The 16,640-nt window shown below is 36.8% G+C and carries 11 protein-coding genes; 6 read left to right on the top strand and 5 right to left on the bottom strand.

The window, feature by feature from the left end:
- Positions 1 to 2 precede the first annotated feature (2 nt).
- Positions 3 to 3,623: a UvrD-helicase domain-containing protein gene (locus tag EHQ43_RS19315; RefSeq protein WP_167481834.1), complete on the top strand. Its 3,621-nt coding sequence runs from the start codon at positions 3 to 5 to the stop codon at positions 3,621 to 3,623.
- Entirely contained in the window at positions 3,620 to 5,422 is a 1,803-nt protein-coding gene (recD, locus tag EHQ43_RS19320; protein ID WP_135772079.1) for an exodeoxyribonuclease V subunit alpha, read from the top strand. The genes EHQ43_RS19315 and recD overlap by 4 nt, the downstream gene beginning before the upstream one ends.
- A 17-nt stretch (positions 5,423 to 5,439) precedes the next feature.
- On the opposite strand, the gene EHQ43_RS19325 is transcribed toward recD, so the two are convergent.
- From EHQ43_RS19325 to EHQ43_RS19335, 3 genes are all read right to left on the bottom strand, one after another.
- Positions 5,440 to 7,821, bottom strand: a complete 2,382-nt coding sequence (locus EHQ43_RS19325; RefSeq protein ID WP_244242911.1) for a TonB-dependent receptor plug domain-containing protein — start codon at positions 7,819 to 7,821, stop codon at positions 5,440 to 5,442.
- Positions 7,821 to 8,429, bottom strand: coding sequence for an HmuY family protein (locus EHQ43_RS19330; protein ID WP_244242912.1), 609 nt, complete (start codon positions 8,427 to 8,429; stop codon positions 7,821 to 7,823). The genes EHQ43_RS19325 and EHQ43_RS19330 overlap by 1 nt, the downstream gene beginning before the upstream one ends.
- Positions 8,430 to 8,575: 146 nt before the next feature.
- On the bottom strand, positions 8,576 to 9,283 hold the full coding sequence (locus EHQ43_RS19335; RefSeq protein WP_135772082.1) for a hypothetical protein: 708 nt from the start codon (positions 9,281 to 9,283) through the stop codon (positions 8,576 to 8,578).
- Positions 9,284 to 9,410: 127 nt separating this feature from the next.
- Here EHQ43_RS19335 and EHQ43_RS19340 point away from each other — a divergent pair, with 127 nt between their 5' ends.
- Genes EHQ43_RS19340 through EHQ43_RS19355 form a run of 4 tightly spaced genes read left to right on the top strand, consistent with a single transcriptional unit; the run spans position 9,411 to position 13,085 of the window.
- A complete protein-coding gene (locus EHQ43_RS19340) occupies positions 9,411 to 10,277 on the top strand; it encodes a heme/hemin ABC transporter substrate-binding protein (protein ID WP_244242913.1) in 867 nt (288 codons plus the stop codon).
- Positions 10,277 to 11,260, top strand: coding sequence for a FecCD family ABC transporter permease (locus EHQ43_RS19345; protein WP_135742792.1), 984 nt, complete (start codon positions 10,277 to 10,279; stop codon positions 11,258 to 11,260). Before EHQ43_RS19340 ends, EHQ43_RS19345 begins: the two co-directional genes overlap by 1 nt.
- Entirely contained in the window at positions 11,257 to 12,036 is a 780-nt protein-coding gene (locus EHQ43_RS19350; RefSeq protein ID WP_135772083.1) for a heme ABC transporter ATP-binding protein, read from the top strand. The genes EHQ43_RS19345 and EHQ43_RS19350 overlap by 4 nt, the downstream gene beginning before the upstream one ends.
- Positions 12,033 to 13,085: a hemin-degrading factor gene (locus EHQ43_RS19355; protein ID WP_135772084.1), complete on the top strand. Its 1,053-nt coding sequence runs from the start codon at positions 12,033 to 12,035 to the stop codon at positions 13,083 to 13,085. Before EHQ43_RS19350 ends, EHQ43_RS19355 begins: the two co-directional genes overlap by 4 nt.
- On the opposite strand, the gene EHQ43_RS19360 is transcribed toward EHQ43_RS19355, so the two are convergent.
- Positions 13,065 to 14,594, bottom strand: a complete 1,530-nt coding sequence (locus EHQ43_RS19360) for an MASE3 domain-containing protein (protein ID WP_135772085.1) — start codon at positions 14,592 to 14,594, stop codon at positions 13,065 to 13,067. The genes EHQ43_RS19355 and EHQ43_RS19360 overlap by 21 nt on opposite strands.
- 88 nt (positions 14,595 to 14,682) lie before the next feature.
- Positions 14,683 to 16,560: a 7TM diverse intracellular signaling domain-containing protein gene (locus EHQ43_RS19365; RefSeq protein ID WP_135772086.1), complete on the bottom strand. Its 1,878-nt coding sequence runs from the start codon at positions 16,558 to 16,560 to the stop codon at positions 14,683 to 14,685.
- Positions 16,561 to 16,640: the final 80 nt, after the last annotated feature.

A 16,640-nucleotide genomic window follows, 5' to 3' on the forward strand; every position in this document is an offset into this window, starting at 1 on the left:
AAATGGACCATCCTTTAGCCAACCATCCCAATTTTATCGAAGCTTCTGCCGGAACCGGAAAAACACATCTAATCATGCAAATGTTAGGTGATGTAATGACCCACGATGTCACAAATCATACAAAAGAAAATCGACTTCTCCAATTTTTGGTATTAACCTTTACAGAAAAAGCTGCAGGTGAATTAAAAGCACGATTAAAATTAAAAATCTTAGAACTCTATGATCTTGGCAAACACCCCGAATACTACCAATACCTTCGAGATTTAGACCAAGTTACCATTTCCACAATCCATGGTTTCTGCAATATGGTGTTAACAGAATACCCGGTAGAAACCCAAAACAATCCAAATGTAAAACTAACATCGAATGAAGAATTGATTCGAAAGACTTTTTATGATCTCAAAAGAAACCAGTGGGAAGGGAGAGATAAGGAATCACTCGCAAACGATATTTTGATATCGAATTTAAAGAAGAAAGAAGATCTCGTCGTAAGCACAACGTCGAAACTCCTTGCCGATACAAAGGATTATGTATTCCCAACCGTTGTCTCCTTAGACGAATGTATTGCCGAAGCAAACAAAAGCAATGTCTCAGATGCACTCATAACAATTTGTGAAGTTTTAAAAGGTCCAACCGGTGAAGCGATTACGGCACAAGGAGCAAAAGGTAGTATCCCCCAATGGATTGACAATTGGGTATCACTTGAGTCATTTGCCTATGCAATTCGAAACGAAGACATAAAATCGGTAGCAAGAGAATTGAAACGGATTTCGAAATTAACCCGTTCTCTTGGTAAGGATGTAAAGGGAAATGGATTTGATTATTTCCTTTTGCAAGGGAGTACGATTGTCAAAAATTTAGATGCGGCATCCCTTGCGTTACAAGGAAAAATTGAAACAGTTATCGATTCGCTAAAAAAAATATTCCCTCTAGGCGAATTGGATTATGATGGAACTATCTTTTTACAAAATACAGTAAACGAACTCACAGCCAAAACAAAATCCATCATTGAAAAAGGGGAATACCTCACTTATGATCAAATGATCTTAAAGGTATATGATGTCATTGTACGTAACCCCAACCAAACTTTGGTTCAATCTTTGCAAGAAAGATTCCAAGTTTGTATCCTGGATGAATTCCAAGATACAGACAAAAACCAATACCAAATCTTCAAAACTTTATTTTACGATCAGGATACAAAGTCTAGAATGCTCTTTTGTATTGGAGACCCAAAACAAAGTATCTATGGATTTCGCGGAGCCGATATTGGAATTTATCTAGAAGCTTCTCGTGACTTCGAAGGAAGTAAAGCTACCTTAGAAACCAATTACCGATCCACAAAAGAATTAATCCATGGTCTCAATACGATTTTCCATGATGAATCAAAAGAATTTGGAGAAACCTATTTTTTTCCCATAGAAGAACCAGGCTCGAGCAAAGAAAACTACTTATATAAAAAGGTATCATCACCTGACTTAGATACCATCAAATACATATATGTGAATCCCGACGAATCAGCGATTCATATTTTTAATTTCAAGGAAAGACTCCCCAATATAAACAAATCTAGAAATAGTTGGGCTGAGACAATTCGGAATGAAATCAAACGGATCCAAACCAAAGAGATAAGTCTCGCCTACTATAAAAAAGGGGAACGTGAACCCCAAGAGATCAAGTTAAGGGACATTGCTATTCTTTGTGGGAATAAAAAAGAAACAGAACTTGTTGAATTTTATTTAACAAAAGCAGGGATCCCTTGTTCCATCTACAAACAAAGAGGGATTTACCAATCAAGAGAAGCAGACCAAATTCAAAATCTATTAGAATGTTTACTCAGTTCCAACTCCTCACAAAGTTATAAAAAAATTCTATTCTCTGATATCTTTTCTATCCACCCTCATGAGATACAAAAGTTTGATGAACACTCCATTGACTCCTATGAGAAAGCGCTGATCGACAAATGGCAGAGACTGATCAAAGAAAATCGATATGCAAGTTTCTTTCGTTCTGTCATGGACGAAACCAAACTGTTTTGGCAGGAAACAAATCGAACACTTGAATGGGAACGCAAACGCACCAACTTCCGCCAAATCTTTCAAAAATTATTGGAAATACAGCTAAAGTCAAATTGTAGTTTGCAAGAGTTACTTACGAATTTACGCGAGTTGAAGCAAAAGAAACAATCTCCCGAAGAAGAGCCGTTATTTGATCGCGAAACAGAAGAAGATTCCGTACAAATTTTAACCATCCATGCATCAAAAGGATTAGAATGGCCAGTGGTATTCTTATTTTATTTTGGAAATCGAGGACCGAATGTAACGAATAAAGAATACCCGATTGAAATCGAAACTCCTGAAGGTAAAAAAAGAAAATGGATCCTTGATTTATGGGATTTACATTCAGATAAAGATGGCGAAGAAAACCATTTCCTGAATGAACAAAAACGTCTGTTATATGTGGCTCTTACCAGACCCAATCTAAGACTTTACTTACCGAAACTCAATTGGGGAAGGTTTAAAAAAGAAGATTCAATTCCAAACTCCGGTTATAGCCAAATCCTGTATCAAGAATTAATCAGAATCCAAACTTTACAAAATCAAAATCCTTCTCTGGCACAAAGTTTTGTATTCCGTGATCCCAATGAAATATCAGAATCACAAAAACCAAATCTTCTTCCTTCAATTGACACTCTAAAGAAAAAACCAACTTCCCCAATCCTCTACCCTTCTGAAATCAAAATTGGTCGAGTTCTCTTGCAACATAGTTATACAAGTTTGCAAGCAAGTGAAAAAAACTTAAATGTTTCCCAAGAGGAAAAGAAAAAAGAATTAGAAGAAACTCCCGATGTGGAAGTGAGTTCCACTCTTGAATTACCATCGAGTGCAAAGATCGGAAACTTTCTCCATAACATCCTTGAATTGTGTGACTTCTCGACCTTCCAATTGGAAGTAGAAGCAATTCTAGAGAATCCTTCATGGAAGTGGGCCTACCACAAATCGTTCGTTAGATATCCAATTGAAATCGAAGGTAAGGATACAAAAATAGAATATACGGTTGCGTCCTTATTGAAACGAGCAATGACAGCAAGGATCAATCTTGCTACGGGAAAATCAATCTCTCTCAGTGAATTAAAGGAAGAAGAAAAGTCTGCCGAATTAAAATTCCATTTATTCTTACAAAACCTACTTAAAGAAAGTGGAGCTTCCTTAACGGATGGGTTCGAACATTACTTAAAAGGAGCCATCGATTTGGTTTTCGTTAGGGAAGAGAAATTCTATATTGTGGATTATAAATCCAATCTATTACCAAACAACGACTATAGTAGGGAAGCTGTGGCAAATGCCGTCCGAGATAAAGGTTATCTCTTCCAAAAATCAGTGTATTCGTTTATTTTATTTGAATACCTAAAGTCACTTTTTGGACCGAAGGAAGCCTTAAACAAGTTTGGTGGAGTATACTATTTGTTTTTAAGAGGAATGATCGGTGACAAACAAACGGGTATCTACTCTGATTTAAAATATTCTGATGCCGATTGGACGATCGAGCAGTTTGATGATATCAAAAAAGAAGTGATGGCCTATATTCGCAATGCTTCTGACCAATTAGAGAAGGTATATTCATGAAAGTGATTGATGAAAAAATCCAAACTTTTTTACATTCGTTATACAATCTCTTTCCGAATTGGGACACATCGCTACAAGATACAATCGCAAGTTTACTTGTACAATCCCAAAGTGGTGATTTGTATCTGCCTATTACCGATGATACAACAATCGATAAACTCAAAGGTTATTTCCCATTTGTAATTGAGATAACGGATAATGAAAACCGATTGTATCTGCAAAAAAGCCATTCCGAAAAAAATAAATTCGAATCTCTTCTCTTGACATTCTTACACCACAAAACAAACCAAATAAAGAATGCAGGGATCACTTCCGATCAAATCACAAAGATTGTGAATGCTTTAGAATCGGAATCAAAGATCACACTGGCAGAAGAACAAAGAGTGACCATAAGCGATGTCATCACATCCAACTTTCGAGTGATCTCTGGTGGCCCGGGGACTGGAAAAACAACGGTTGTATCCTTTATCTTGATGGCATTCGAACGATTGAACTTACTCCCTACGATTGAAAGGATTGCCCTCGTTGCCCCGACAGGAAGGGCTTCCCAAAGATTAACCGAATCCATCCAAAGGAATTTGGAAAAATTTTCAGGCAATTCACATGTTACCTCCAATTTCCGAGGACAAACCATTCATCATTTATTAAAAATCAATCCATTGACAGGCGAAGCAAAGTTTGGAGAGAAACGATATTTACCTTATGATTTAATCATCATGGATGAAACGTCTATGGTGGATTTAAAATTGATGAATTTATTTTTTTCAGCGATCCATTTTGATACACATATCATATTCCTCGGTGACCCAAACCAGCTCCCTTCGGTTGGACAAGGTGAGGTCTTAACAGATCTCATCACCACCTTAAAAAACAAAAAAGCATTTTTATCGGAGCTCAAAAGTAACCATCGTTTTTCGAATGATTCTGATTTCAGTGTTTTTGCTGAAATCGTCAAACAATCCTTTGATACAAATGGTGGAACAAAACCATTCCCAAAACCAAAGGTTATCACAACACTAGAATTGAATTTGAAACATGATTTTGTTTGGGTTCAAGGTGATCAAAAAACAAAAGTGCCAAATGAAATCCATCATGAAATTCTTGATTGGAATCTCGAAAGTTTAGTCCCATTTTTATGGGAATCATTTTATCTGCCCACTGCCAATGCGACTTCCAAATTGCATTGGGAACCAAACGCACTGAAAGATCCGAAGAACAAAATCTGTTTTGAATCAATCGTAAATGAATACAGGTGTTTGACGATTCTAAGAAATGGATACTTTGGGATCGAAGCCATCCAAAACCAAATCTTAAGTTATGCCAAAAAACATTTAACCAATCCAAAAAACGAACTTTATCTCAAATACAGACAATTATCCAAATCATTTTACTTTGAAGGGATGCCGATCATCATCCAGTCAAATGACCAAATGAGAAAATTGTTTAATGGTGACATTGGCCTCGTGGTTTCGATCAATTCGGAGTTAAGAGCAGTCTTCCCAATTGAAGATCGTTTGTATTCCTTTGCCTTAGACACATTGCCTGACCACGAACCCGCATTCTTTCTTACCGTTCACAAAAGCCAAGGCTCTGAATACAAATCGATCCTACTTTACCTTCCTCCGATGAATGCATTGGATGTTGATGCAGAGAACAATCTTTCCATTCTCAACCGAAGGATTTTATATACTGCAATCACTCGCGCGAAGGAAAGAGTGATCCTAATGGGTGACTTTCAAACATGGGAATTTGGATTACGATCGTTTCGCAAACGTTATACGGGAATTCACATTCCATGATGTGTGAATTTGTATCATTACGAATCTCCATTTTTTAGTTTCACATCACTAAACGCAAATTTTCCATCCAAACCAAAATAAAAGAATTTTGGGCGTTGCGGATTGTACTGCAAATCCCAAGCATCTAATGCATTGTCCACTCCAACAAACCATTGGAAATGGGTAAAAAATTTCTGAGAAAGTCTTAAGTTTAAATTTGTATAGGGATTCACCATACGGTATCCATACGTTGGACTTGTTGTACAAAAGGAATTATTTTGTTCTGCACAAATATCCGATACAACTGTCGGCAAAGTTCCAAATAGATTTTGTATCAAACTTTGTGATTCTTGGTTCATTACCGTTTCGAGCGAATCAAAATTTGATGGCAAATCCGGATTACACCAAAAAGGATTTTTGATACAATAGTAAGGTTGTTTTCCAAAAATAACTGCAAAGATTGATAATGATAACCCACTTGTTTTTTCTTCGACCCTAACATTTAAATTCCAACGATGGCGACCACGACCTTCCAATGGCAAATTGGTTAATTCATCTTTGCTATCTGTGTATGTATACCCTACTCCTGTCGTTACAATATCAGTCATACGTACACTGATGGAAGATTCAATCCCTTGTGTCATTGCCTTTTGGTAATTTGATGTTTGGTACACCATAAGACCTGATGAATCTCTTACTGGGTTTGTTCGATAACCAATTAAATTGTCTACATTGTTATGAAATAAATTTGAGCTATACCAAATTCTCTTTGTGATGTCCCATTCCCAACCGAAATTATAACTTCGAGATAATTCCGGTTTCAAATCAGAATTCCCTACGACACGATACCCTACGCCTGGATTCAAAAAATTAAAATATAAATCTTGAAAACTAGGTGCCCGATAACCCAATCCATTTGCGGCTCGGATTCTAAATTGATCTGTGACATCATATCGAATGGCAAGTTTCGGAAGCCACTCCCCTCCATAAATGGAATCATGGTCATAACGAATGCCGGGTACAATTTGTATCCTTGGTTTATCTGACACCCTCCACTCATCTTGTATATAAAACGCATTCCGAAAGCGATATGCATTCCCATTGATAGACTGGCCTTTTGTTAATAGTGGATTAAAATCATCGTAACATAAATTAGGATAGGTTCGTCGACAATCGGGAGCAATCCTTGCCGAAGAAATTTGATCTTGTAAATTTTCTGCTCCTACCGATGTAATATGATTTTCTGATATTTTATAATCTACTCTAGTTCTAATTTCAGTGACTGCATTATCAGTTCTCTGTTGTGAATCCAAATCATCTGCCTTTCTTTGGTCCGTCACAAATAAATCTTGGAATCTGGAATAGTTTGCGTTTAAATTTAAATTAATTTTTTGAGACGCAATCCAATCTACATTAAACGCTCCCATAAAATCATGTGTTTTATTCCTTCGATCAAAGATTGTCCTTGGTGGTGATGCATCCACTGCTGATTGGTCTAAATGCCTGTAGTAAAATTGTCCTGTGAGAATTAAGTTATCGGTTGGCCTATAGACTGTTTTATTTGATAAATTCATATCATTAAAAGCACTCCCTGAAGTAGATTCAAGGGGAGGAGTGTACATTGGGAACCGTGTCGCTAATATATATTGGTTAGCGAGTGGTGTATCAAACGTATATGGATTATAACCAGGTGCAAGTGATGCATAACGTCCGTTTCTTGGACCGATCGTAGCATCTGGAGTTAGATCATACCCTTCCCCTTTATGCCAACCTACCGTGAATAATGTGGAAAGTTTATCTGACTTGGCACCAACTGAAGCATAGTTACGGTATTCCATATAAGGGCCAAAGTACCGTTCGCTACCTGTACCCCCTAACGAACGAAACTCTGCATACAATGGATCCTGTGCTTCCTTGGTAATAATATTGATAACACCCGCAATGGCATCGGAACCATAAATGGCTGATGATGCACCTTTTACAATTTCGATCCTTTCTATGTCTTCTGCTTTAAACCGAGTCAAATCAATGGAGCCACTAAAACGCCCTGTTGTCCTTTGGCCATCCACCAAGATGAGAACATTCTGAGCAGAGAGTCCTTGTAAACGAACTGTTTGTCCTCTTTCACCTGATTGCGCAGGTTTGACTTCAATCCCGGGAACATTACCTAACGTTTGGGATAAATCTCTCGCACCCATATCATCAATGTCTTTTCTTGTGATCACTTCTGTTGTAACTGTAGAATCTTTTAATAAATTCTTTCGCCTAGTGCCAGTTACAGTGATAATATTAGCTTTATCTTCTATTGAATCAGCTTTGGATTCTGGATAAATTCCCTGAAACGAAAATAAAGTTACCAGGATCCAAAATATGAGAAATGATATAACTCTCATCACGCTGGATAATTCCAATTGTTTCATCAGAGTTTTTTCCATTGGAACTTTGGAAAACCTGATGTGCCAGCTGCATTATAATAATCTAGAAACTGGACGGCATATTTTGCTCCATCACTTCCAGTCACTATGAAAACTTTTGTCCTAGCTGTTAAGATTCCATTGGAATAGGAATACCAAGTACCATAACCCGATGGCATTGGTGATAGATCCAAAGGAGCAGCCATAGTCGGATTGATACTTTCTTGGGAAGCAGAAACAGGCCCTCCCCCTGAACTTGTGAGTTTGACATCTATCACTGCTGAGCATTCTGATCCATTGAATGTATTGGCAAAGTTTGTTTGACCCGAATCACATGCTCCACCAGAGCCTGATCCGCTTGTACCACTATTGGTTGCAACATTGAATCGTTTGAAGGCAAGATCCCATTGTTGATTGACTTCTGTCAAAACTCCATTCCCTTTCAAACTAACATAAACCCAATTACAATTAGAAGATGCGTTTACTGACGTCGTAAAGGAACCAGAAGTGACAACTGCATTTGTTGGAATACTAGTGCAATTCAAACTCGATCTATTTTCGTTTGATAATAAAAATAGTAAGGCTTGCGAGTTATCTTCCGTTTTTGGTTTCATGGAACAAAAAAAATGGACGGAACTAACGATCAGTAACAATGAGAATTCGAAAAACTTTATTAAAATGCATTTTTTTATTGGCATATCATTTCTCTTCTTAAGATTTTTTTTGCCAGACCGAATCTTTCGATCTGGCAGATTTAGATTTAGAGTACAGTTTCCGATGAAACGACAATCTTCGATGCGGTTAAAAGACTAACATTGCTAAACCGAAAGAATGCTTGGCCACTTGTAGATAAAACATTCCCTGAATTTGGCCAACTTGCATAATTGATGATGGCATTTTCTTTTTGAAGAGTGGCTAAATTTTTACAATTTGCACCACTTACGCCCGTTACCCAAAGATATGTAGTCGGTGCAGTTGTTGTTCCTGAAAAAGACACACATAACTCTTGTTCTGTTGAGAAACTAAATGCATTGGAGTTGGCTCCACTTGCTGTTTGGCCACCTTGGTAGTTTCCATATTCTATGTTACGAAACCATACATATGGATTCGGACTCGATACTGACTTACCAGCTACAAATGAATATTGTCCCGAAGCATTGGGTGTGGAAGAAGTTGGAGTTTGCGCATATCCTAAGAATAAGTAAAAGTATCCATTATCCCCTAATGCTTTCATTCCCTCAAAACGAAAGAAACGACCGGGACCCGCTTGTGGCGTACACAATGTTGCATAAGTGCCAGATGTATACGAAGCATCGATTGCAGTTTCACAACGTTTGTTGGCATCAGCAGCTAACAATCCTAGAAAGATTGAATTTTCGACTTGTGAATCTTTATCATCACACTGAAGCGTAAAGACACTTACCGATACAAGAAGCCCTATTTTTAAGAATTGGTTGAGCAGGTTCATAAATGCTCTCCTTAGTTAATTGATTCTTAGTCTCAAAAAAGAAACCCGCCCGAAACCGTCAATTATTATTTTGAGACTCACTCTCATTTAAGTTGACAAACAACCCACCCACTTTCAGTCTTGGCGCATGATCCAAAGCCTAAAACTTTTTCCGAAGCATTTCAAAAACCGGCTCTATGCCGTAGTAATGGTCGTTGTATTGGCGGTATCACCTCTCCTACCGCAAACAAAAGAGCGCATCATTTCCGTTCATGGAACGGTAACAGAAATTCTATATGCCCTACAAGTTAGTCCTCTACTCATTGCAGTCGACTCAACTTCAAGTTACCCGAAAGAAGCCAGATCATTGCCTGTGGTTGGTTACCAACGAACCCTAACAACAGAGGGTATCCTTAGTTTTAAACCAACAAAAGTGATAGGTTTGGAAACTGCAGGGCCCACACAAACGATACAAAATCTTAAAGAGACAGGGATACAAGTCACACTCTTTCCAGATGAATACAATCTGGATACACCCATCAATCGCGTGTTAGCTGTTGGCAAACTACTCGGGAAGAATAAAGAAGCAGAAAGTCTTGCAAATCAAATTCGAACACAAACACAATCCCTTCAGTTAAAAAAAACCAATGTAAAAGTGATGTTCCTATACTCTCGTAACCCAAGCTCTGTTTTTATTTCAGGCTCAGGTACAGCAGCTCATGCGATGATTACACTTTCAGGTGCTAAAAATGCGATCACCGAGTTTTCCGAATACAAACCACTCACAAGCGAAGCATTAGTAAAATCAAATCCTGATATCATTCTCATGCCTGAATCATCGGCTGAAGGTTTTGGTGGGACAAATGCAATTTGGTCCATTAATGGAATCGAACTCACCAGGGCAGGCAAAGAAAAAAATATCATTCTAGTCGATGACCTGCTTCTCTTAGGATTTGGACCACGCCTTCCACAAGCGTTAAAAATCTTAAATGAAAAATGGAAACAAATCGAATAATGAAAGAAAGGTATTTTATTTTATTCACCGTTCTATTTTCTATACTAGCTGCCATCATTTCATCTCAACTCGGTGCGATGGAGATCCATTGGAAGGAACTTTTGTTTATGGATTCCATTGGATCAAAAGTTTTCTTCGAATTGCGAATTCCTCGTATCTTATTGGGAATCCTTGTTGGTGGCTCGCTTGCATGGTCTGGAGCACTCGCACAAGGATTATTTAGAAATCCAATTGTTGATCCAGGGCTCATTGGGATCACAGCTGGTTGTTCTCTTTTTGCATCGATCGCAATTGTTCTTGGTGGGTTTCTCCCATTCCTTCATACAATTTGGAGTGTTGTTATTTTCTCCTTTATAGGTGGCATGATCTCATGTTTTATCATTTTTATTTTTGCAAAGGCAAAAGGAAAAACAGATATAGAGTCAATTTTGTTAGCAGGCATTGCAGTAAATGCACTTTGTTTTTCTCTGATTGGAATTTTAAGTTATCTAGCTAGTGAATCACAATTAAGAAATTTATCTCTTTGGAATATGGGAAGTTTAGGAGGGGCATCTTGGAACCTACTCCAATCATTTTCAATTTTTTATATTCTCCCAATCTTTGTTAGCCCCTTCCTAATCAAACCATTGAACGTGCTTATCTTAGGAGAACGAGAGGCAAGTCATTTAGGAGTCTCTGTTGAAATCCTAAAAACACTTATGATCGTTTTGATTGGCATCAGTGTCGGGTCTTGTATCTCCATTGTGGGGAACATTGGATTTATCGGACTTGCAGTTCCTCATATCGTGAGACTTGCCATAGGACAAGATTATCGATATCTATTGTATGCTTCTTATTTTTTAGGTGGAGGGTTATTGTGTTTGGCTGACGCCATTTGTAGAGTGATCATCGCTCCATCCGAAATTCCAGTGGGAATTGTATCTGCATTACTTGGAGCTCCTTTCTTTTTAAATTTAATCCTAAAGAGGAAACAATCTTTATGAGTCTTATCGGCAAAAACATTTCTTATCAGATTGGCAATAAACAAATCCTTAAAGATATAGATATTGAAATCAAACCAGGAGAGTTACATGTTCTCATTGGTCGTAATGGCGCAGGAAAATCTACTTTATTCCATATTTTATGCGGAGATACAAAACTCCAAACAGGAAAAGTTTATTGTAACCAAATAGAGATAGAATCTTATACAAAAGCCGACCTTGCAAAAACTAGGGCAGTTCTTACACAAGAGACTCACATCAACTTTCCAATTCCATCAGAACAAATCATAGCACTAGGAAGATACCCGCATGTGCCCGATAAAACCAAAAACGAAGAAATCGTTGATACGTGTTTGAAAATTACAAATTCATCTTTGTTAAAACACCAACACTACCCTACTTTATCTGGCGGTGAAAAACAAAAAGTGAATTTCGGAAGAATTCTCGCTCAAGTTTGGGAAACTCCACCAAGGTATCTCTTTTTGGACGAACCCGTTTCCGCCCAAGACATTCCCAACCAATACCAAACGTTAAATATCTGTCGCCACATGGCAAACAAAGGCTATGCGGTGTTTATGATTTTACATGACTTAAATTTAGCTTCTCAATATGCCGACCGAGTTACATTGATCGACAAAGGAAAACTGATTCAATCTGGCACCGCCGAAGAAGTGTTAACCACAAAAAATCTAGAAATCGCATTCGGAATCAAAACAAAGATCCTGAAAACAAATGAAATCAATTTTATCATACCAGAGATCATAGGAGGTCCAATATGAACGATACATTGAAACAAAGATGGGAAACACTCAAAACCGAGATCCCAAACCTAAGAATTCGAGACGCAGCCAAACATTTAAACGTTAGCGAAGTAGAGCTCCTTGCAACTGGCATTGGCCATGGAGTCAAACAGCTCAAACCTAATTTTGCGGAATTCCTGTTAGAAACACCAAAACTTGGATATGTCATGGCTTTAACCCGTAACGAATCCTGTGTCCATGAAAGAAAGGGAACCTATTCCAATCTATCAGTCAATGGACAAACTGCTCTCGCTGTGGGAGAAGATATTGACTTACGAATCTTTTTGAAAGATTGGAAATTTGGTTTTTATGTAGAAGAAATAAAAAGAGATTCAATCACAAATAGTTTTCAATTTTTTGATCCATCAGGTGAAGCTGTACACAAAATTTACAAAACAGAAAAATCATCTGATGAAGGTTGGGAAAGTTTGAAACATACTTTTATCGACGAAGACATTCCATTTACCAATGATTTAGTAGCAAGGCAACGAAAGTCAGAAACAAACGACAAAAACCAGGTTCCAAATTTTTTAGAAGAATGGAGTCGACTAGAAGATACACATGATTTTTTTACCTTACTTAGAAAATACGATTATTCCCGCGAGTTTTCTCTAAAAGTCGCAGAAGGAAAATTTACATATCCGATATCGGTAAGTGAATTCACTGAATTACTTCACAAGATAAGTAAAATGGATCTCGACATTATGATATTTGTTGGGAACCCAAGTATCATTCAAATCCATACTGGCAAAATCAAAAATTTGCAAATCATGGGACCATGGTTCAATGTTTTAGATCCCAATTTTAATTTACATTTAAGAACCGATCACATTCACACAGCATATGTTGTCAACAAACCAACAAAAGACGGAATGGTTACTTCCGTAGAAGTATTTGATAAAGAAGGCTATCTCATATTACAAATGTTTGGGAAAAGAAAACCAGGAATCCCACAATCAAATTTATGGTTTGAACTTGTCTATGAAACCATTGGAAGAGATAAAATCCTAAACTCTTCTTTTGTATAAATTATTCGGAAAATCAAATTGCAACGAAAATCCTTGGGTACCATCGATACTCAAGGTTCCTCCCATCTGTTTCTCAGCGATAATCTTTAATAAACTTAAACCTAATTTTTTTTGGTCATTTGTATCAAATGAAGCTGGCAACCCAACACCATTATCTTTGTACTCAAAATGAGACCTATCCCCATCCATCCTAAACTTAATTGAAATTTTAGCATTTTTGACATCAGTGAATGCATATTTTAAACTATTAGAAAGAAGCTCAGTAAAAATTAAACCGAGAGGAACAGCAGTATCTAGCAGTAGTACACCTTGATTCGCATCCAATTGGATATCAACTCCATTCCCTAAATTTGAATACATTGTTTTCACTAACTTAGTAAGCGATAAAAGGTAATCTGATACCTGGATTTCACTCAAGTCTTTATTTTGATACAAATGATCGTGCACAAGAGACATGGTTTGAATTTTGAGAGATGTATTCTCTACAATTTTACGAATGTTTTGGTCATTTGGAAAATCTGATGATTGGATCATTAAAAGTGACCTAACGAGTTCAATTGAGTTTTTGGTTCGATGGAAAATCTCGCCAATCAGATTCTCTTTTTCCTTTAATGACTTTTGTATAACCTTTGCAAATTCTTTGTTTTCTTGTATTTCCATAGAAAGAAGCATATTTGAATGGACCAACTTTCCATAGGGTTCGTTAATCGCTGAAACAAAAACTGCATTATAAATAAACTGGAAGGCAACAACTTTAAAAATATGGCCTAGAACATTAAATATATCAAAAACACTTGTATAAACCGCAAACACCAATTCACAAAAAAAACAAATGATAAACGCAGCCAAAAAATACTGCTTTTGTTTATCAGAATGCAAAGATCTTGAAATGGAATACAATACGATTGCCACAATCAACATGCACATGATCACCAATTCAGCTTTCTTTTTAAATGGAGTCAGGCCAACACCATGGATATATGTGTCTGGGAGAAGATGTGAATTATATATAACCAAAAAATAAACTGAACCTACAAACAATAACGCAAAAAAAATATATAGATTCCCCCGCCTTACACTATAAGCTTTGTTTGGTTTTATAAAGATTGCCACTATAAAAACAAGAGCAGTTATGAATCTTGCTATAAGCCAAAACTGAGTGGATTTATTGCCCGTATTGGGCGTTACAAAATCAGGCATACCTTTATAGCCCATTGTATGCATAAAATCAATAAGGCCTATCACCAAAAACCCAATGCTCAAAAAGTAAGTTTGTGCATTCCGACTCTGAGGGTAGGAAGAGTATCCAACTCCAAAAATTGAAAACGAAACAATGAGACTAAATATCTCTGTGATATTATGAAATACAACAAATGACTCAATAGGGTATTCTTTATTGAATTGTTCGGGAAATAAACCGATACAGATCAGTGGACCGATACAAAAAACCAGTATTATCCCAAAAAACTGAATTTGTTTTAAGTTATTGAAAGACTTATAATTTCGCATAGTTAGGGGGTTACACTAACAGACAGTCTGCGAATCTTCAAGTTTTAAAAAACTAGTTTCAAAAAAATGAAATTAGGAAGTTAGGGAATCAGACAATATCGAGTGAAATAAAAGTAATGTCATCCTTTAGAACTGTTCTAATAGCTGACAAACGTCCCAATAATTTTTGGTGAAACTCATTTTGTGCAAAACCCACAAGGGGTAAAATTTCAGGATATAAGATGGAATACAAATCTTCGTTAGGTTTTAAATTTTCATACAATCCATCTGTAAAAATCAATAACCGATCGCCTTTTTTGAGTAAGACTTCCTTTTGATCATAGATAAAAGCAGGATTCACTGCAAGTAAGAGGCCAGGACATTCGACTGACTGTATTTCCAAATCTCGAATGAGAATTAAGGGAGGATTCCCAGCAGAACTAAATGATAATTTCATCTGATCAAAATCAAAGTAAAAATATGCAGCACTGACAAACCTTGCATGCAGACTCGTGCATAAAAATCGATTCATCTCTGTCATTAATTCCTTTGGAGAATGCATGAAACTTTTTGCGTTTCGAAAGGCAATCTTCACAGTAGAAGAATCTAATGCAGCGCTCACTCCATGCCCAGTTACATCTGCAATCACGATCCCCAATTCGTGTTCATTTGAGTCAAAATAATCATAAAAATCACCTCCGATATCATAGAGAGGTAGATAAGAAATAATTGCAGATACATGCTCCGACTTCGGTAACTCTCCAGGCAAAATCCGCATTTGGATCCGACGAGCAATTTCAAAATCTTTACGAATTGCTGATAACTGGTTTTGAGTAGATAAGTTTTCTTCTAATAAAAACCGTAGTCTTCGCCCGAGAGCGAGGGAAAACAAAATCACTTCAAATGCTGTGCCAATTTGGACACCATATCGACCAAAAGTTGTTGTTGGAAGTATGGATGCTTTTGTCAGTGAATCCACAATGACTCCCACAAACAATGTTACCCATGCTGAAACAAAAAATAGCGAAGACTTTACTCCTTTCAAATAAGAATATATCCCAGAAGAAACTAACAAAAGAAGAAAATAAGGGAATGTATAGATGAAAGAAATTTCCATCCAATGATAAGGGATGAGAAATGAAAAGCAGGAATACACTCCGATGGTCACAGCACTTCCTAAAATCAATCTGTCCAATTTTGGATTTAAACTTTTTAAATTGAGAAATGTAAGCGAGAAGAGTCCTACGAATAATAGAGATGCATTCACTGAAGTATTTAAGTATGGTTTAACGTTTAGATAGGCTTCAGGCATCAGCAATTGTTTAAAAAACCCACCAAGCAAACCATAATTGATTAAGAGCGTAGTAAGATAGAGACAATAAAATAGATATGCTTTCTCTTTTACGCTCACAAAAATCAATAAATTATAGAGTAACAAAGCAATGATGATTCCGAAATATATGCCATTGGCAATGTAGTCTCTTTCCACTCGGTCAAAGAATGTGTTTCGTGTCCATATCCTAAGTGGCGCTGATAGAATTCCAACATTTGATATTTTTAAATAAATCGACCTTTTTTCGTTTGGTGATAATTCGATCGGAAAAACTGGATTTCTATGTGGAATTTCTTTTAGTTCATGAGAATCCGTGCCTTTGTATACTTTAGATTCAACTGTGTTATGAATCTTCCAAGCTAATACAACTTCGTCAACCCAAGGTGATTCAATATCTAATATATATTGAGATGGCGTTTCAGAAGGATTGATAAGTTCGAATTTTACCCAAACAAATCGTTTCCAATAACCAAAGTTATATTTCATTTCTTCTGGTTTAGACCAAGACACTTCTTCGCTTAGCACTTGTTCTAAGGTTAAATTCTGAAAGCTATATTGTATGATTGGCCTTTCCGGTAATTTGGAAGTACAACTTGTGATAAAAGTAAAAGCAAAGAGTAGCCAGAGATTGAATTTTAAAACCCCTTGTATCATTTGATGGCGCCTACTCTTTCCTTTTTCATTGGAAGAAAAAAATTCACTCGAGATCATTCAAAAAATAGAGATAAAACTTC

Origin of the sequence: Leptospira bouyouniensis, assembly GCF_004769525.1 — a bacterium.
Lineage (GTDB): Bacteria > Spirochaetota > Leptospiria > Leptospirales > Leptospiraceae > Leptospira_A > Leptospira_A bouyouniensis.